This is a genomic window from Staphylococcus pseudoxylosus, from assembly GCF_003697915.1.
Taxonomy (GTDB): Bacteria; Bacillota; Bacilli; order Staphylococcales; family Staphylococcaceae; genus Staphylococcus; species Staphylococcus pseudoxylosus.
Genome location: NZ_RCVN01000008.1, coordinates 110,872 through 128,884, shown reverse-complemented (window position 1 = coordinate 128,884; position 18,013 = coordinate 110,872). Strand labels below are relative to the sequence as shown.

General features: G+C 33.3%; 18 protein-coding genes. 1 reads left to right on the top strand and 17 read right to left on the bottom strand.

Annotated features, from left to right (window positions below; translation table 11 throughout):
- Positions 1 to 239 precede the first annotated feature (239 nt).
- The 16 genes from D9V42_RS08810 to bshC form a co-directional block, all read right to left on the bottom strand.
- Positions 240 to 857, bottom strand: coding sequence for a DivIVA domain-containing protein (locus tag D9V42_RS08810; protein WP_122064486.1), 618 nt, complete (start codon positions 855 to 857; stop codon positions 240 to 242).
- 153 nt (positions 858 to 1,010) lie between these two features.
- The gene (locus tag D9V42_RS08805; RefSeq protein ID WP_122064485.1) at positions 1,011 to 1,790 is read right to left on the bottom strand and encodes a YlmH family RNA-binding protein; all 780 of its coding nucleotides are present in this window, start codon (positions 1,788 to 1,790) and stop codon (positions 1,011 to 1,013) included.
- 89 nt (positions 1,791 to 1,879) lie between these two features.
- A complete protein-coding gene (locus D9V42_RS08800; RefSeq protein ID WP_070050310.1) occupies positions 1,880 to 2,170 on the bottom strand; it encodes a YggT family protein in 291 nt (96 codons plus the stop codon).
- Positions 2,171 to 2,182: 12 nt separating this feature from the next.
- Positions 2,183 to 2,782 carry a cell division protein SepF gene (locus tag D9V42_RS08795; RefSeq protein WP_017724219.1) on the bottom strand — a complete coding sequence of 200 codons (600 nt, stop codon included), beginning with the start codon at positions 2,780 to 2,782 and terminating at the stop codon, positions 2,183 to 2,185.
- A 5-nt stretch (positions 2,783 to 2,787) separates the two neighbouring features.
- The gene (locus tag D9V42_RS08790; protein WP_122064483.1) at positions 2,788 to 3,462 is read right to left on the bottom strand and encodes a YggS family pyridoxal phosphate-dependent enzyme; all 675 of its coding nucleotides are present in this window, start codon (positions 3,460 to 3,462) and stop codon (positions 2,788 to 2,790) included.
- Positions 3,463 to 3,479: 17 nt separating this feature from the next.
- Positions 3,480 to 4,268: a peptidoglycan editing factor PgeF gene (gene pgeF / locus D9V42_RS08785; RefSeq protein ID WP_122064481.1), complete on the bottom strand. Its 789-nt coding sequence runs from the start codon at positions 4,266 to 4,268 to the stop codon at positions 3,480 to 3,482.
- 125 nt (positions 4,269 to 4,393) lie between these two features.
- The gene (ftsZ, locus tag D9V42_RS08780) at positions 4,394 to 5,569 is read right to left on the bottom strand and encodes a cell division protein FtsZ (protein WP_017724216.1); all 1,176 of its coding nucleotides are present in this window, start codon (positions 5,567 to 5,569) and stop codon (positions 4,394 to 4,396) included.
- Between the two features lie 29 nt (positions 5,570 to 5,598).
- The gene (gene ftsA, locus D9V42_RS08775; RefSeq protein WP_122064479.1) at positions 5,599 to 7,026 is read right to left on the bottom strand and encodes a cell division protein FtsA; all 1,428 of its coding nucleotides are present in this window, start codon (positions 7,024 to 7,026) and stop codon (positions 5,599 to 5,601) included.
- Between the two features lie 105 nt (positions 7,027 to 7,131).
- Positions 7,132 to 8,019: a cell division protein FtsQ/DivIB gene (locus D9V42_RS08770; protein WP_122064477.1), complete on the bottom strand. Its 888-nt coding sequence runs from the start codon at positions 8,017 to 8,019 to the stop codon at positions 7,132 to 7,134.
- Between the two features lie 15 nt (positions 8,020 to 8,034).
- A complete protein-coding gene (gene murD, locus D9V42_RS08765) occupies positions 8,035 to 9,384 on the bottom strand; it encodes a UDP-N-acetylmuramoyl-L-alanine--D-glutamate ligase (RefSeq protein WP_122064475.1) in 1,350 nt (449 codons plus the stop codon).
- Position 9,385: 1 nt separating this feature from the next.
- Complete coding sequence (mraY, locus tag D9V42_RS08760; protein ID WP_107555798.1) at positions 9,386 to 10,351, bottom strand: phospho-N-acetylmuramoyl-pentapeptide-transferase; 966 nt, start codon at positions 10,349 to 10,351, stop codon at positions 9,386 to 9,388.
- A gap of 210 nt (positions 10,352 to 10,561) precedes the next feature.
- Positions 10,562 to 12,877 carry a penicillin-binding protein gene (locus D9V42_RS08755; RefSeq protein ID WP_122064473.1) on the bottom strand — a complete coding sequence of 772 codons (2,316 nt, stop codon included), beginning with the start codon at positions 12,875 to 12,877 and terminating at the stop codon, positions 10,562 to 10,564.
- Positions 12,858 to 13,250, bottom strand: coding sequence for a cell division protein FtsL (ftsL, locus tag D9V42_RS08750; RefSeq protein WP_017724210.1), 393 nt, complete (start codon positions 13,248 to 13,250; stop codon positions 12,858 to 12,860). Before ftsL ends, D9V42_RS08755 begins: the two co-directional genes overlap by 20 nt.
- Before the next feature lie 14 nt (positions 13,251 to 13,264).
- Complete coding sequence (gene rsmH / locus D9V42_RS08745) at positions 13,265 to 14,200, bottom strand: 16S rRNA (cytosine(1402)-N(4))-methyltransferase RsmH (protein WP_107531865.1); 936 nt, start codon at positions 14,198 to 14,200, stop codon at positions 13,265 to 13,267.
- 15 nt (positions 14,201 to 14,215) lie between these two features.
- Positions 14,216 to 14,647 carry a division/cell wall cluster transcriptional repressor MraZ gene (mraZ, locus tag D9V42_RS08740; protein WP_017724208.1) on the bottom strand — a complete coding sequence of 144 codons (432 nt, stop codon included), beginning with the start codon at positions 14,645 to 14,647 and terminating at the stop codon, positions 14,216 to 14,218.
- A 148-nt stretch (positions 14,648 to 14,795) separates the two neighbouring features.
- Entirely contained in the window at positions 14,796 to 16,409 is a 1,614-nt protein-coding gene (bshC, locus tag D9V42_RS08735; protein WP_122064472.1) for a bacillithiol biosynthesis cysteine-adding enzyme BshC, read from the bottom strand.
- Between the two features lie 272 nt (positions 16,410 to 16,681).
- On the opposite strand from bshC, the gene D9V42_RS08730 reads away from it, so the two are divergent.
- Positions 16,682 to 17,128, top strand: coding sequence for an N-acetyltransferase (locus D9V42_RS08730; RefSeq protein ID WP_107555794.1), 447 nt, complete (start codon positions 16,682 to 16,684; stop codon positions 17,126 to 17,128).
- Between the two features lie 135 nt (positions 17,129 to 17,263).
- On the opposite strand, the gene D9V42_RS08725 is transcribed toward D9V42_RS08730, so the two are convergent.
- On the bottom strand, positions 17,264 to 17,950 hold the full coding sequence (locus D9V42_RS08725; protein ID WP_107555793.1) for a YjjG family noncanonical pyrimidine nucleotidase: 687 nt from the start codon (positions 17,948 to 17,950) through the stop codon (positions 17,264 to 17,266).
- Positions 17,951 to 18,013 lie beyond the last annotated feature (63 nt).

Sequence of the window (18,013 nt, the reverse complement as noted above, 5' to 3'; positions counted from 1 at the left end):
TCCTCGTTCGATTTTCATACTTTATTCATTTTAAATAATAAAAAGAACTCTAAGTTCAATTAACAGGGACGATGTATACCGCGTTACCACCCTGATTAACTCAACTTAGAGTTCTCTCATTATCTTTATTACTTTTTGATGACATAACAGTGATATAAGAAACTAACATATGAAAGGCTCCCACTATCCCTAACTCGCTGCGATATGTTTAATGTTTCAAACGCGTCTGTTATCTAATATTATTTATTTTCTGAATCAGCAGCTGATGTTTGGTCGCTAGCACTGGCATGGTTATCTGCTTCTGCTCTAGCTTTCATAGCTTTTTCTTCTTCAGTCAATTCGTTATCGTTTAAATGATTAATGTTTTCTTCAGTAACTTGTTCAGAATCAAGATCGTAATTTAATAAATAATCCCAATCTTCATTTTTAAGTAAATCTAATTGTGCTTCAACCAACATACGGAAACGTGATCTGAAAATTTTGGATTGACGTTTCATATCTTCAGTTTGGAAAGAAAGTCTACGTGCTTTTTCAACTGCATCGTTAACAATTCTATCTGCTTCTGCTTTCGCTTTAGAAACTGTTGCTTCAGCATCTTTTGTCGCAGCTGCCTTAGTTTCTTCTCCTGCTTGTTTGGCGTGAATTAACGCGTCACTTACAGATTGATGTACCTCTTTATATGATTGAATATTACTTTCTTTGTCTTCAATCACTTTTTCCAATTGTACTTTGTCTTCTTTCAAACGTTCAATTTCATTACTAAGTTGTTCTAAATAACTTTCAACTTCTGTAGGCTCAAAACCATTTCTTGCATTTGTAAAAGTTTTATTCTTAATTTCATTTGGTGTAAAAGGCATAAATATCCTCCTTCTATAATACACTATTTTCTCCATTGGTTAAATAACAGAAATAGTGTTTTATCTACAATATGTTTTTATAATATATCATTTACTAAATTGTGCAAAGCGTTAAAGATGTAGTCTCAAATTATATGATAGCTTATTATACCACTATTTGAATAACGTTTTGTAAGAAATTCTAATTTTATCCTTTTTAGTTTTACTGCCTATGTCAGTAATCATAGCTCTACCGAATCCTTGTATTGACAACAAGTCGCCACTATCAAGTTGAAAGTCTGCGGCATCAACCACTGTATGATTTACTTTAACACGTTTTTTGTCTATTAATTGTTTTGCAATAGTTCGAGATTTTCGTATCATATCTTTTAATACAACATCTAACCTTAAGCCACTTACTGTTGTATCAAATGTTTGCCAATTCTCTTTTGATTGTATCATATCTTTTATAGGAATAGAATTAAGTTTAACTGTTGCACCTTTGATTTTATTTAATTCTAATATAATATAAGATTCAAGTTGCTTTGTCAAAGTAAATTGAATCTTATCTGATACAACAATGTCACCTAACTGCTCTCTCTCAATTCCAAGCGACATAATTGTGCCTAAAATATGCTGATGTTGTAGTGTTACAAATTTTTTTGGGTAATCAACTTCAATCAATACAATTTCGAATTCTTCTTTAGTTGGTTCAAAGTAACTTGGCGCAATAAAAGCCCTTTTTCTTTCTGCGTATGGCCCACCATAAAATGTAACGTTCAAATCATCAAAGCTACCTGCAACAACCTCCATTATAAATTGACCACGTGGATCAAGAAATGTTGTCAATACAGGCGCATATTGATCATTGGCACGATTACATTTATCAATAAGTTGATCTATTAAATCATGTTCTTCTTTTCTGAAATGTTGGTAAATATCGATTTGTATCACTCCAAATACAATACAAAGCACCTCTCGTTATTTAACGTTAGGTGCTTGTCATTTATTTTATGTTAGTTCGTTAAGTTTTATACAATCCGTTACATTAGATTCCTTAAAATCAAGTCAAATATGTTTGCTAAACCTCTTTGGAATAGTACAAGTACTACTATTGCAACGATTGATGAAATGTCGATCATCCCAATTGGTGGTATAATTTTACGGAATTGTTCTAAAAACGGCTCATATAACTTTGCTAAAAATTGACCGAATTTATTTTCACGTGCATTGGGAATCCATGACATAACAAAGTATACAATCATCCCATAATAATATATCTGAACCAAGAATAAAATAAAATTAAATATGTTTGCTAATAAACCAATATCCATCTATTTTTACCTCTATTCACCTTGGTATTCCATATTTTCTATTTGATCAGTGATACTTCCTGCAACTTCAACATTGTCAGGTGTACATAAGAATATATCTGATCCAACGCGTTGAATATCTCCGCCAATTGCATAAACAGTACCACTTAAAAAGTCTATAATACGTTTAGCAGAAACTTTATCAATGCGTTGTAAATTTACTAATGTAGCACGACGATTCTTAAGTTCGTCTGCAATATCTTGTGTATCTGAAAAAACACGGGGTTCAAATAAACACATCTTAGAACTTTCTTGTGCAAAATCAAATTGATCTTGTTCTTGATTATTCATATTCACAACGTTCCTTGTATTATTTTTAGATGAACTGTTATTCATTTGATACTTCCTTTCTCCCGATGATTGCTGTAATCTTGTTGATTGTTTCTTGGGAACGGACTGTATTGATCTTGGTTTTTCTGTATAACCATTGTTTGATTGTTCATTAAAGTTGCTTTGAGACTGTGCTTGTTGTTTGTTTTGGTTTCTATTTTGTTCTTCTTCATGCGGCGCTTCTAATTCGTCATCTTCCTCTTCTACAACGAAAAATCCATTAAATAAATCTTTTAAAGCCACGGGGCTCACTCCTCTTTTCCTACAAGTTTAGTCCCAATTCTCACAAACGATGCACCTGCTTCAACGGCTAAATGATAATCATTACTCATTCCCATAGATAGCTCAGTACAAGGTGCATAATTTAAATTGAGCGCTTTAATTTCATCTCTTTTTGTTTTTAATAATTGAAACAAGCTTTTTATATATGGCTCATCTTCAGTTAAAGGAGCCATCGTCATAAGACCAACGATTTCTATATTTTCATATTGCTTTAACGCTTCGATAAAAGTGTTAACCTCTGATAATGAAACACCTTGTTTAGATGATTCACCAGATACATTCACTTGTACAAAACATTTAATTTTATGTTCAGCTCTTTTATCAATTTCTTTTGCTAATTTCAAACGATCTAATGCGTGGAAATAATCAACTTCATTGATAATTTCTTTAACTTTTCTAGTTTGTAAAGAACCTATAAAATGCATTACGGCGTCCTTGGGTAGGGCTGCTTTCTTTTGCTGAAACCCTTCCAAACGATTCTCACCGAAATGTCTAATTCCTGCATTATATGCATCATTAGCTCGGTCTATTGTAACATACTTTGTCACTGCAATCACGTTTGGCATTGTTGAAATATTACCCTTTTCGCAATGTGTTTGTATTTGTTCACTTATACATTTTAAATTATATTGTACGTCCAATTCTATCCACCTCTTCGTTATTGACCAATAAATGCTAACATTCGACCCGTATCTCCTTTTTCTACTCTGTAAGAAAAGAATAATGATAAATCTTCAGATGTCGCATAGTCTGTTATATAAATATTATCTTTAGGAACACCTGCTTTTTCCAGCAATAATGCATTTGCAAGTTTTAAATCAATACCATGTCTATCTGCACCTCTAGTTTTTATATATTGATTAATATCTATCGGTAATTCTTCAAATTTAGACTTTATATCATCGTTAATTTCATAAGAAGTAGACGTTGCTGGCCCAATGACAACATTTAAATCACATAACTCAAAATCTATATGTGACACCATTTCGATGACGATTTGACCAACAGTCCCTCTCCAACCAGCATGTGCAAGACCTATAAAATGATGCTTTTCGCTATAAAAGTAAATAGGTACACAGTCAGCATAACACATTGTAAGCAGAATATTTTCATCATATGTGTACAAACCATCTACACCATGCAAGCGTTCTGTCAGTGAATCAATATTAGTACCTCTATCTTGTTCAGTTACTTCTACAACATGATTTTCATGAGTTTGAATCGGAAAAACCCATTGCTCTCTAGGAAAATCAATTGCAGCAGCGAGCATTTCTTGATGTTGAGTGATACTCTGTTGATTATCATCAATATATCTTGCCATATTAAAGGCGTTTCGAGGGAAAGGACTCAAACCATCTTCTCTTGTTGTTATACCCAATTTTACTTTTTTTAAATAATTGTCCTCATAGTCTAATATATGATGCTTTTTAATAAATTTTTCTTGCATGACCACAAACCTCCATAGGATATATAAAAGCAACATTTTATTATTACTTAAATTTAAAAAAGTCATCAGATCTACTGACCTGATGACACTTTATTATTTAATTTAGTCTACAAAAATTGTTGCGACTAACGTCTAGTTCTTCTTGAACGTCTTTCTTCTCTATTTCTGATGAAACTTGGAATATCATCTTCGTTAGTTGTGTGGGCTCTACTTTCACTCGCACTATCTGATGATGCTTGTGAAGCACCTACTGAACTTGAAGAAATTGTGTCTTCTTTAGTAGTACTTCCGCTTGTTGCACTATTACCAAAACCTGTGTTCGAAGCTTTACGACCTTGTGATGAAGGTTTGTCTTCAAAACCAGTTGCAATAACTGTTACAACGATTTCATCTTGTAATTCTGGGTTAATTACTGTACCAAAAATCATATTCACATCTTCGTCTGCTGCATCTTGCACGATATCAGCTGCTTCTTGCGCTTCGAAAAGTGATAATGATTCTCCACCTGTAATATTCATAAGTACACCTTGCGCACCTACAATAGAAGTTTCTAATAATGGTGAAGAAATTGCTTTTTTAGCAGCTTCTACTGCACGATTTTCACCTGAAGAAACACCAATACCCATTAAAGCTGAACCTTGGTTAGACATAATTGTTTTAACGTCTGCAAAGTCTAAGTTAACTTCACCAGATACAGCGATTAAGTCAGAGATACCTTGAACACCTTGACGTAATACGTTATCTGCTTCTTTGAACGCTTCCATCATTGGTGTTGATTTATCAACGATGTCTAATAAACGATCATTAGGGATAACGATTAATGTATCAACAGCAGCTTTCATTGCTTCAACACCTGCTGCAGCTTGTGTTTGACGTTTACGACCTTCAAAACCAAACGGACGTGTTACAACGCCTACTGTTAATGCGCCCATTTCTTTAGCAATTTTTGCTACAACTGGAGCAGCACCTGTACCAGTACCGCCACCCATACCAGCAGTTACGAATACCATATCTGCGCCTTGGATAGCATCTTCAATTTGTTCACGTGACTCTTCAGCAGCTTTTTTACCAATTTCAGGGTTTGCACCAGCACCTAAACCACGTGTTAATTTTTCACCAATTTGGATTTTAGACTCAGCTTTTGATAAATTTAAAGCTTGTCCATCCGTATTAATTGAAATAAATTCAACATTATTCATACCATGGTCAATCATACGGTTTACAGCGTTATTACCGCCGCCCCCTACACCGATGACTTTTAACGTCGCTAAATGATTAAATCCTTGTTCAAATTCTAACATTTATATTTCCTCCTAGTTTTAATGGCCAATCAATCGAATAGAGATTTCATAAGTTTTTTGAATTTACCTTCTTCTTTGTCTTGAGGTTTACGTTCTTCATCATGATCGATGTTTACTTCGTTATCGTACACCTCTGGCTCTTCTTCTGCTTCAACAGCATTAGTTGCTTCTCTTGACTCAGTTGATGACGTTTGAGGTTCTTCATGTTTGTTCGATTTTTTCTTAAACCAATCAAATCCACTTGATTTTGTACTATGTTCTCTTTCATCAGATTCGATGACTTCTTCCTCGAATTCTTCACTGTCATGATTACTAATTGTAACATAATCTAGTAATTCGTCGAAAGTAATGCTACTAGAAATTGTTGAAATTGCTGATGAGAACTCAGGTTTTCTAATTCCCATTTGTGATGGTGTGTGAATTCTCACTTTCTCACTCACCATATCTTGAAGCAATTCCTTAACTCCTAATAAGTTTGCAGAACCACCTGTGATGACAAAACCACCATTTACTTTTGTAAGTCCTAATTCTTGTAACACTTCAAACACATTAAAGAAAATATCTTCGACGCGTGCTTCAATTATGTCTGCTAAATCTTTTTGGGTAAATTCCGCTTCTTCGTCACTATTGACTTGTTCAACGGTAAACACATCATGATCAGAAGCAGAGTCAAAGAAAGCGTGTCCATATTGATGTTTAATTTTTTCAGCAGTCTCATATGAAGTGTTTAAGCCTGTAGCTATATCTTCAGTAATATCTCGACCTGCCATTTCTAATGCATCTGCATCAACTAATTCACCACGCTCGTAAAATGCAAGTTGCGTGATATCTTCTCCGATATCGATGACACATGCGCCTAATTCTTTTTCAGTAGCTGAAAGCACTGAGCCATAGTTATATGCATCTGAATATACATCAAGTACATCCACACCACATGATTCAACACATTTAATCATATTAATTAATATTGATTTCTGTATTGCAATAACGCCAGCTTCAACTTTCAGACTATGTCTAGCAATCAATTCTTTTGGATCAGAAACTTCATTCTCGCCATCAACAATAAATTTAATTGGGAAAGCGTTAATGATTTCAGTTTCTGGTACGTCATTTTTATCTCGAATACTTTCAAGTACACTTTCAATATGTGTACCATCTAATTCTGTATCTTCATAAAATTCTATTTCATTGGATTCATCAAATACCTCTGTTCCGATAATAGGTAGTTTTAAAAATACTTCCTTAATATCTACTCCTGAAGCAATAGAGGCTTTCTTGATTGTATCTTTAATTGCTTGTTTAGCAATATCGAAATCATCAATAAGACCATTTTTAATCCCACTTGTGTAGGTCTGTCCTGTACCTATCACATTTATACCGTTGTGAAATTTCTCGCCTACTATCGTTTTAACGCTCGATGAACCGATATCTATACTTACGTAATAATGCTCTTCCATAGATAGGCACCTCCTGACAATAACTTATTCAAATTCACACTATTAATAGTTTACAATAGGTTTTGATGCTTGTGAACTATAAAGATAAGTATTTGTCGAAATTTTTTAATTATTTTTGTCCGTTTTCTCATTAATCTTATTTAATGCACTTTGAAGCTCGTCTTTTGCCTTATCTTCTTCTGTTGTACCCTTATCCACATTTTGGTCACTTGAAGATTTTGTAGTGCTACCACCACTATATGGAATAAACGATGCACCTACTGATAAATCAATATATCCCGCTTTTTTTAATTCTCCAGATTCATCACGTTCTAATGATTGTGACATTTGCGGATAGTATTTCATTTTTTTACCAATTGTATTTAAATTGCCAAGAATTTGAATATCATCTGTTGTGAATAATTTGATTTGATTTTGTGCATTTTCTTGAGGGTCAAATTTAATTTCTGCTATCATCCCTCTCACCTTTGCAGGCATTTCAGAAAGCGCTTGTATAATCTTTTCTTTTTTATCTTTTTCAAATCCTTCAAGAATTGGTCCATTATCAGTAGCGTTACCATCATAATCTTCTAACTCTGTACCGTCTTCTAAAACAGGTACATATTTATCTTTCTTTTTAGTTAGAGCTACAATTTGCTTTTCTGACACTTTCACAGTTAACTTATTCGGAAAATGTTTTTTTACTTCTGCATTTTTAATGAGTGTACTTTCTTCAAGTTTGTTTTGAGCTTTCGTGGTGCTATAAGTGTACATTCTCGAATTGTCTTTTACGTTTATAGCTTTATTAATTTGATTCTTAGATATATTATCATTCCCGCTAATCTCTACACTACTAATCTTACTCAAAGGTGTAAACATATAAATCAATATTAAAATAATTATAAATAATAAAACACCAAATACTGAATATTGAATTTGCTTTTGTCTTTTACGTCTTTTTGCTCGTTTCTCTTTTAAGTAATCAGAGTCAAATTCACTAACTTTGTCAGACATTTAATATCACACCCTTTAAAAAGAAGGTAAATTAGCTTGGAAACTCTTAATAAATTTATTTCCACGCTCTTCAAAAGTATTGTACTGATCCCAACTTGCACATGCTGGCGATAATAATACCACGTCATTTGGTTCTATGACAGACTGTATCTTATCTACAGCATCTTGCACATCAGAAGCTGTAATGACGTACTTACCTTGACTTTCACCTAACTTCACGAATTTTTCTTTTGTCTCACCGAAAGTTACCATAACTCTTACATTTTTCATATGTGGAATAAGTTCATCAAAGTCATTGCCACGATCTAGCCCACCACATAACCAAATGATTGGTTGTTTAAATGAATTTAATGCAAATTGTGTAGCCAATGTATTCGTAGCTTTTGAATCATTGTAGTACTTATTCGTTTTATTCGTTCCAATATATTGTAAGCGGTGTTCAATACCTGAGAATGATGTCAAACTATCAATAATTGCTTTAACAGAAACTCCAGAAAGTAATGCAGCCAATACTGCTGCAAGGATATTTTCCAAATTATGTTCACCAGGTAGTACAAGATCATCTATATGAATGATTCTAAATCCTTTAAATACGATGTAGCCACCCTCAACATAAATTCCATCTACTTCTTGATGTGTTGAAAAATAATATGTTTTTGCTTTCAATGACTCAGATTCGATTAAGTGACGTTGATGATAATTACAAATTAAGTAATCATTTTCGGTTTGATTAATATATATTTTTTTCTTAGCATTTTGATAATTTTCTAGTGATTCATGATAGTCAAGATGCGCTGAATATATATTCGTAATTATAGCGATATGAGGTTTATACTTGTCGATACCAAGTAATTGGAAAGACGATAACTCCGTAACCAAATAGTCATCAGCTGTGACTTCTTGCGCTACTTTTGAAGCCACATAACCAATGTTACCTGACAGCTTACCCGTTACCCTACTTTTTTGAAACATATCTCCAATTAATGAAGTGACTGTTGTTTTACCATTTGTACCTGTCACACCGATAATTGGTGCTTCTGATATTAAATAACTTAGTTCTACTTCTGTTAATATTTTCAATCCTTTTTCAGTTGCTGCTTCTATCAGCGGAACATTATATGGAATGCCCGGGTTTTTAAAAATAATCGGGTTACTATCTAACAAGGAAAGTGGGTGTTCTCCACCAATTACAGTAATTCCCATATTTTCTAAATCTATTGCATGTGCATCTTGACTCAAATCTTTACCGTCATTGACGATTACATTTGCACCAAGTTTTTTTAATAATTTCGCAGCTTCATAACCACTTTTCGCTAATCCAATAACTAATACATTTTTATTTTCTAATTCTGTATATTTCAGCAATTTAGTTCACTCCAATCCATAAACCGATGAGTCCTGTAATCAAGCCTACTGTCCAGAATACTGTCGTAACTTTCTTCTCATTCCAACCAATTAATTCGAAATGATGATGCAATGGCGACATTTTGAAAATACGTTTTCCAGTCAATTTGAATGAAGTTACCTGTATCATAACGGATAAGGTTTCTGCCACAAATACAAAACCAATGAAAATCAGTGACAATTCTTGGTTTAGCATAATAGAAATCGTAGCAAATATCCCACCCAAAGCTAAACTGCCTGTGTCTCCCATGAAGACTTTAGCCGGATTTAAATTGAATGGTAAGAAACCAATCAATGCAAAAATCATAATAACACAGAACAATCCGATAGATGTTGCACCTTGTAAGTAAGCCATAATTGCATACATTACAAAGCCAATGATAGATAATCCTGTTGCTAATCCATCTAATCCATCTGTTAAATTAACAGCATTTGAAAACCCTACTTGCCAAAAGACTATGAAAATTACATATGCAATGGAAAGTGGTACTTCAATATTTGTAAATGGCAAATGAATGCCAGTAGAAAAATCAGTTAAGTTAAACACTTGGCTTAAAATAAAGAAGATAACTGCAATACCTATTTGAGCTAAGAATTTTTGCTTACTTGTTAAACCTTCATTGTTTTTCTTTACAACGATGATGTAATCATCAATAAATCCAATCAAACCAAAACCTACTGTTACAAATAATAACAAGATTATAGGATTAGAATTATCCATAAAAATGATTGCTAAAATTGAAGTTACAATAATACTAATCAGAAAAGTTAATCCACCCATTGTAGGTGTACCTGTTTTCTTCATGTGGCTCTGTGGGCCTTCTTCTCTAATGCTTTGTCCAAATTTCATTCGTTTCAACGTTGGTATTAGCACTGGAACTAATATAAACGTGATTAACAGTGCGATAATTGCGAGTAAATAAACCATATTGTGCTCCTTTATTTAATTGGATTAAGTCGTTATGCTTGTCGGTTAGCCTTATGTATTGAGGTTCGTAGCTAATCAATTGAAAGTGTTGCTACTTTATTGCAACGCTCAATGATTAGCCTACTTCTAATTCACACCTCAAAATTGATTACATAATAAGTTTTAAATTCTAATGAAAGCTCTCATTTAGAATAACCAACTTAGCTCAGCCTACGATTCATTGTCTTTTGAATCTTTATTTTCATCTGAGTCTTTGTTTTCTTCTTTATCTTTTGAATCCTTATTGTCTTTAGCGTCTTTTTGGTCATCTGAATCTTTATTCGAATCAGATTCAGCTTTTGAATTTTGACCGTTAACATCTTCCGATGATAACGTTACTTCAATTTTATCTTTGCTGCTTATTTTTTGTCCTTTAGTTACTGATTGGTTCGATACAAATCCGCTACCTTTTGTCGTTACTTTAGTCTTAGTAAGTAACTCAAATGCGACAACCTCTTCTTTCGACCAACCTGTCATATCAGGCATTGTAATATCACTGTCTGTCAGTAATAATACTTTACTGTTAGGCAATACTTCTTTATTAGCGCTCACAGATTGCTTAGTAACTTTTTCTCCATTACCAATAACTATTGGTTTTAAAGACTTACCATTTATTTTATCTTGCGCTTTTTGAGTTTCTTGTCCTTCAACGTTAGGAACTTTACTATATTTCACATCTGAGTTGTCTTTAGAATTTTTATCTCCAACATTTAGATATTTCAGTGTATTTTCCATAATAGGTTTAAATGCTTTACTGACACCCATTTCATAGGCTTCTTGGTCATTTTTCTGGGCTAAACTCATACCAGCATAAACGATTACCTCAGGATCATCTTTGGGTGCATCACCTATAAAGCTAACAAAATATGGGTTTTCACCTTCTGCATAACCACCGTTGTCTGGATCCGCAACTTGTGCTGTACCTGTTTTACCTGCAACATCATAACCATCAATTTGATAGTTTTTAGCATGGCTATCCTCACTATTTACAACTTTATCTAGTTCCGTACGTACTTTTTTAGCAGTATCTTTCGTTATAGGTTTACCATCATATTCTTTCTTACCTTTATAAAAAGTATCTTTGCTAACAGGATTCGTTACGTTATCAACGTACCAAGGCTTAATCATATTACCACCGTTAACGAAGGCAGATTGCGCTTTAAGCATTTGCACTGGTGTTACCGTAGTAGATTGACCAAATGAAGAAGTTTTCTGTTGCGCTTCATTATCCCAAGCGATACCGCCAGTAGCTTCACCATCAAACATGCCGTTGGTAGATTGGCCGAAACCAAATTTCTCATACCAGTCTTTCATTTTATCTGCGCCAACTAAATCTTGCAGGTGCATCATTAATGTGTTAGATGAATATGTGAATCCTAGTGACATTGGAATTTCTCCCCAACCGACTTTGTTCCAGTCAGAAATTTTTGATCCCATGACTTCTCTAGGTTCAGCTGTATATTTTTTATCTGGGTCAAATTTACCTTCTTGAATAGCTGCTGCTAAGCCATAAGATTTAAAGGTTGAACCAGGTTCATACGTGTTTTGATATAAATCATTCGCCCATTTCTTACCAAAGTCTTTTCCTGTTTCTGGATTAAATGTAGGTCGCTGACTAAACGCTAATATTTCACCAGTATGTGCATCCATTACCACAGCGAATAAATCTTTCGGTTTATAATGTTCTACCATGCCATCCAATGCTTCTTCAACAAATACTTGAATATTAGAATCTAGTGTTAAATGTACATCATCGCCACGTTGAGGTGTTTTTTCTTTCTTAGTATTAGGTGCAATATAGCCCCAAATATCATGGATATAAGATAATGCTCCTTTTTGTCCAGATAAATAACTATCAAAAATTTTCTCAACACCCATAGCGCCTTTTAAATCACCGCTATCTGGATCTTTTTGAGCCATTCCAATTAGATGTGATGCAAAGTTGCCATTAGGATAAAAACGTTCAGTCTCTGGATAAAGTGTTACACCAGGTAACTTCATTTTTTCAATCTTTTCTTTTTCTTGATATGTTAAATCAGTTCCTTTTTGTCCAAATTCAACTTGGAACGCTTTTTTATTATCTAATTTGTCTTCAATTTCTTTTGCTGACATATCGATGACTGTTGCTAATTTCTTAGCTGTTTCTTTCTTATCTGTAACGTGTTTTGGCTTATCGCTACCTTCACTTGCTTTTTTATCAACAATAGCAACGACTTTATACCGTTCTACATCTTCTGCCAAAATTTTTCCGTTCCGGTCATAGATTTTTCCACGTTCAGGTTGTTGCTGGCTATTAACTAAATACTTTTCGTTTGCCTTCATGATTAAATCTTCGCCTGAAGAATGTCCAGTTAACATTATATATGAGTATCTTAAAACCAACGTAAAAAAGAGCAGTCCGAATCCAAGAATGAGTAGGACTGCCCCTATTTTACTTTGTTTAATAAGAAACTTGGGTTTTTTTAATCTAATTTTTCGCTTCGCCATTATTACGCACTACCTTTACATTGTCGTTCTTAAGGCTCATTCCTTCGTTTTTGGCCTTATCGTAAATGCGTTCATATGAAGAGTTCTTTTTAATTTCAGATTCTATTGCGCTATTTTCACTTGATTGTTTTTCGATTTTTGTATCTAAATCTGCAATTTTTCCTCGAGTATCATACGCATCCATTTTTAAAGATAGCATATAAATACTTATCAATGCAATTACTGTTATAAGTCCTATGTATAACATTTTCTCAAATTTTGTAAGTTTAACTACGACTTTGCGTTTTACGGTTTTGGGCTGGGTCGACGGTTGCGACTCAGGAATTTGTGTTTCTGGTTCATTATAAGGTTGATATATCTTTTCTACTGCCACTCAACATTCACTCCTTATTTTAATATTTCTGCAACACGTAACTTCGCACTACGCGCTCTATTATTATTTTCTAAATCTTCATCAGTAGCGGTAATAGGTTTACGGTTAACGCGTTTCAATTTAGGTGTGTATGCTTCGGGTATGACTGGCAATCCCCTTGGTACATCTGGCCCCTTTTCGTACTCTTGAAACATTTGCTTGCATAAACGATCTTCCAACGAATGGAAGGTTATGACTGAAATTCTACCATCTACTTTTACTAAATCTATCGCTTGTTCTAATGAGTCTTCAAATGATGATAATTCATCATTTACCGCTATTCTAATTGCTTGGAAAATTCTTTTTGCTGGATGCCCACCTTTTCGCCTTGCTTTGGCAGGTATACCTTCTTTTATGACATCAACAAGTTCTAATGTCGTTTCGATTGGCTGTTGTTCTCTGTTTTGTTCAATGCGTCGGGCAATTTGTTTAGCAAACTTCTCTTCGCCGTAGCGATGGAAAATTTTCACTAATTTTTCAAACTCCCAATCATTAACGACTTCATAGGCTGATAATGATTGGGATTGGTCCATACGCATATCCAACTTCGCATCGTGATGATAACTAAAACCACGCTCAGGAACGTCTAGCTGTGGGCTAGAGACACCTAAGTCGTAATAAATACCATCAACTTTTTCAATATTCAAATCATTTAAAATTTCAGTTAATTTTCTAAAGTTGTTATGGACAAAGGTTACTTTATGCAAATGATCTTTTAAAACTTCTTTTGCATTTTCAATAGCCGTAGTATCTTGATCTATTGCTATCAGTCTTCCTTTGTCACCCAGTTGATTTATTAAATATAGTGCATGACCTGCTCCACCTAATGTACAGTCGACATACACGCCATCTTCTTTTATATTCAAATAATCAATGGTCTCTTTGAGCATTACGCTGACATGATGAAACAAAATAACGCCTCCATATTAAAAATCAAAGTCAATTAAGTCTTCAGCAATATCTTCAAAACTATCTTCAGATTCATCATAGAAGCTGTTCCAAGTTTCTCTATCCCAAATTTCTATTCTATTTGAGACACCTATTACTGTACATTCCTTACTTAAGTTTGCATATTGGCGTAAGTTCTGCGGAATGTTAATACGCCCTTGTTTATCAAGTTCTACTTCAACAGCACCAGAAAAGAACATACGCATAAATTTACGTGCATCTTTCTTAGTCATTGGTAAGGTTTTCATTTTTTCTTCAATAACTTGCCATTCTTCCAAAGTATAACCAAACAAACATTTATCAAGGCCACGAGTGATTATAAAACGCTCATTTAAGTCATAACGAAATTTTGATGGAACAATCATGCGTCCTTTTGTATCCAACTGATGTTCGTATTCTCCCATGAACATTTATAATCACCTCACCTTCTCATATATATAATTTACCACATCTCACCACTATCCTCCACTAATTATACAATATTCACCAAAATTTATCGTTTTACATAAAAAAATGCCCGATTCATCTTTTAGACGAATCGGGCTAAAGCTTGCTGCTCTAAGGTTTAACGATAATATGATCAAAAGTGTAAGAAAGTGGTGGATAGGTGGAGGGATTGAACACATCCATCCCAAAATCATTCATAATTTGTAGCGGATTCCAGATTCTTTCTTGTAATCCTCCCATTGGATGGAGCACTTCACTTAATTCTTTAAAATGTTTAATGCTAATTTCATTTTCTCGTTCAATATTTAATAAATATCTGTTAATTAAATAATCATATTGCTTCTGGTGTATTTCATTATTTTTATCCAATAATTGTTTATTATCATTGTTATCAGCTACTTCAGCTTGCAATGTTTGATATAACTGATCTTGTTGTTCTTTCAAACGTTCTATTTGATTTATAAACTCTTGTGAAGCTTGTGCGCGCACGAACTGCGCTTTGTCATCTTCAATACCTTTTTCGATAATTGAAGTTTTATCCAATTGATATTGTTTAATCAGTTTTTCAGTTCTCTCATATAAATAGCTAATACGTAAACGTGGTAATACAATCGGCATCGTTACATCTAAAGTTTTAAATACACCACTTAATTCAGTCCAATATTTAATTTCACTTGGTCCTCCGACAAAAGCAACTGTATTAAACAACCATTCTTCCATAACTGGTCTAGTAACAACATTATTTGAAAAGCGCTGCGGGTCAGAATCTACTATTTTTAACAATTCCTCTTTTGAAAAATATTTATCTGATTTATTCAAATAAAATTTATCATCTTTAAAAGTTAATAATTGTCTCATATTGTCATCATGCATGAATATATGGACATTCGTATCTGTTTGGATCATTTGTTCTAATCCACTTGCTATGGTTTGCTGTTGTGTCTTTCTAAATGCTTCATCTACTTCACTATGATGTTCAATCATATGCTTTATAAATGGTTGTTCCAAACTTCTTAAATTAGCATCATTTGCATCGATAATTAACAAACCATAAAACTTAAATACTTCGTGTAACAAAGCTTTAAACATATCTGTCCAACTGTCATTCTCTTCAATAATGTCATTACACATTTTTAATAATGGTTTAGAGTGTGCTGTTTCGGTCATTTGTTTAAAAAACTGTTCTAAAGTTTCTTTTAATTGTGCTTTATCGGGATAATACCTAGAAACACTAGTTTCAGGAGGTGTCATTGTATGATATTTTATTTTTTGCAATTTAGCATATTGTGTATTATAGGCATAAGTATGGTTAACTTCATCAAAATCATGGTCTTCCCCAGCAATCCAAAAAACAGGGACCACGTTTTTATCATATTCATTCGATAACTTCTCACTTAATGTAATAATAGAAAAGATTTTATGGAAAGTATATAATGGTCCACCGAACAAACCGGCTTGTTGCCCTCCAATAATCACCTTCGCACCTTCACTTAATAATGCAATATTTCTTTCTTGTTGTTCAGTTAAAGATAAATCACTCATATATTCTTTTATGATATTAGCTAATTCAACTTCTCTACCATTATTAGAAGCTGTTAAGCGTTCATCATAACTCTTTTCATCCATGGCATCTAAGTTATAAAACTGCCTTAGCGTTGAATCACTTTTTTTTAGTTTTGATATAAATTGATCTTTTTCATTGAGTTTTGTCGTCATACAATCCATGCGTAATTCTCCTTATGTTACTCTATTCCTAATCAGTATAAAGTTTATATCCAATATTGACAATTATACGGCTTATAAATATCAAATTTTCAAAATAGAGACTTATTCAATATACCTAAACATTAATGTTGCAACTGTTCAAATTTTTTATGTTTAGATAGATTTAAAAAAGATAATAAATTAACAAAATAGAGTTTCAAGCAGTCATTTTTGTGAAAAAAGTCATAAAATAAGGTATAATAATACTTAATAATACAAAGGGGGAAGATGCGATGACTAGTGTAAAGCGTCTTGATATTAATTACAGAACTGACGAATTATTCGAAGATTTTAGGAACTTTGGCAATGGAGACTTATATTTAGTTGATGAGCTTCGCGGTGAGATGATTGATGCAAGTTCAGATTCACCATTTTATGGCGTTTATGTCGGTGATCGATTAGGTGCAAGGATGGCACTATATCGTAAAGGTGATGTAGAAGAGACACACTTCCCTAATTTCGACGATTATAATGTATTGTGGAAGTTAGAGGTTTTACGTGATTTCCAAAATCGAGGTTACGGTAAAGCATTATTAGATTTCGCTAAGGATCAAGGATTACCAATTAAAGTAATTGCACGTAATCAATCAAAACCATTTTTCATCAAACATGGTTTCACCGATTTAGAAGAAACCAACAAAGAAGGACATGATGTTTTAGTGTGGTCACCAAATCAATAATTTAAATTTATTATAATAAGCGTATACTCTATTAACCACTGTGCACTCATTATAATTCTTTAGAAATACAGAGCAATATAAAAAAGCGGGTCTATGAAATCAATTTTTAAACTTATGATTTCTATCCCGCCTTTTTTATTGAATATGAGCCACTATTTCATCTAATGCAGAAATTGTATAATCAGGTCTTATTGTTGTCTCGTTCACCTTTTTTCGAGGGTTAAACCAGCAAGTTACTATTTCAGCATTTTTGCCTCCTAATATATCAGAAGTCACTGAATCACCGATAATCATTGATTCTTCACGTTTTTCTTCACCAATTTTATCAAATACATAATCAAAAAATTCTGGCATTGGTTTTTGATATCCTGTTTGTTCTGATACAAACACACCCTTAAACCAATGACCGATGTTAGTTTTCTCAATTCTACGTTCCTGTGTTTCTAAAACACCATTAGTGACTATATACAAATCATAATTATCTTTTAGTATATCTAGTGTTTCAACCGTATTTGTAAAATGTTTAATAGGCGCATTAGCTAACTCATCTCTAAATATATAATCTGCTTCTGAACCATCTATTACTAAACCATGTAACTTAAAGTACGCTTCAAACCTTTTACTTAACACTTCATCTTTAGTAAGCTCATTTTTTTGAAATGCATCCCAATGTGCTTGGTTAACTTTCATAAAAACTTCTAAATCTGCTTTATTGGTTTTTAAATTATAATTTTTTGTCAGTTTATCAAATGCGTAAGCTTCAGCATCATGAAAATCTACTAATGTATCATCAAAATCTATCAGCAAATTTTTGATTGTCATTTGAATCCTCCTCCATTCACCACTATTTGTCTTTAATCATTTCAGTATACACATTTTTTACAC

Excerpts from the sequence above, each read along its gene's own strand:
- D9V42_RS08810 (WP_122064486.1), bottom strand. The coding sequence starts at position 857 with ATGCCTTTTACACCAAATGAAATTAAGAATAAAACTTTTACAAATGCA.
- D9V42_RS08770 (WP_122064477.1), bottom strand. The coding sequence starts at position 8,019 with ATGTCTGACAAAGTTAGTGAATTTGACTCTGATTACTTAAAAGAGAAA.
- D9V42_RS08725 (WP_107555793.1), bottom strand. The coding sequence starts at position 17,950 with ATGACAATCAAAAATTTGCTGATAGATTTTGATGATACATTAGTAGAT.
- pgeF (WP_122064481.1), bottom strand. The coding sequence starts at position 4,268 with ATGCAAGAAAAATTTATTAAAAAGCATCATATATTAGACTATGAGGAC.
- mraZ (WP_017724208.1), bottom strand. The coding sequence starts at position 14,647 with ATGTTCATGGGAGAATACGAACATCAGTTGGATACAAAAGGACGCATG.
- D9V42_RS08730 (WP_107555794.1), top strand. The coding sequence starts at position 16,682 with ATGACTAGTGTAAAGCGTCTTGATATTAATTACAGAACTGACGAATTA.
- bshC (WP_122064472.1), bottom strand. The coding sequence starts at position 16,409 with ATGGATTGTATGACGACAAAACTCAATGAAAAAGATCAATTTATATCA.
- D9V42_RS08755 (WP_122064473.1), bottom strand. The coding sequence starts at position 12,877 with ATGGCGAAGCGAAAAATTAGATTAAAAAAACCCAAGTTTCTTATTAAA.
- ftsA (WP_122064479.1), bottom strand. The coding sequence starts at position 7,026 with ATGGAAGAGCATTATTACGTAAGTATAGATATCGGTTCATCGAGCGTT.
- D9V42_RS08800 (WP_070050310.1), bottom strand. The coding sequence starts at position 2,170 with ATGGATATTGGTTTATTAGCAAACATATTTAATTTTATTTTATTCTTG.
- mraY (WP_107555798.1), bottom strand. The coding sequence starts at position 10,351 with ATGGTTTATTTACTCGCAATTATCGCACTGTTAATCACGTTTATATTA.
- ftsZ (WP_017724216.1), bottom strand. The coding sequence starts at position 5,569 with ATGTTAGAATTTGAACAAGGATTTAATCATTTAGCGACGTTAAAAGTC.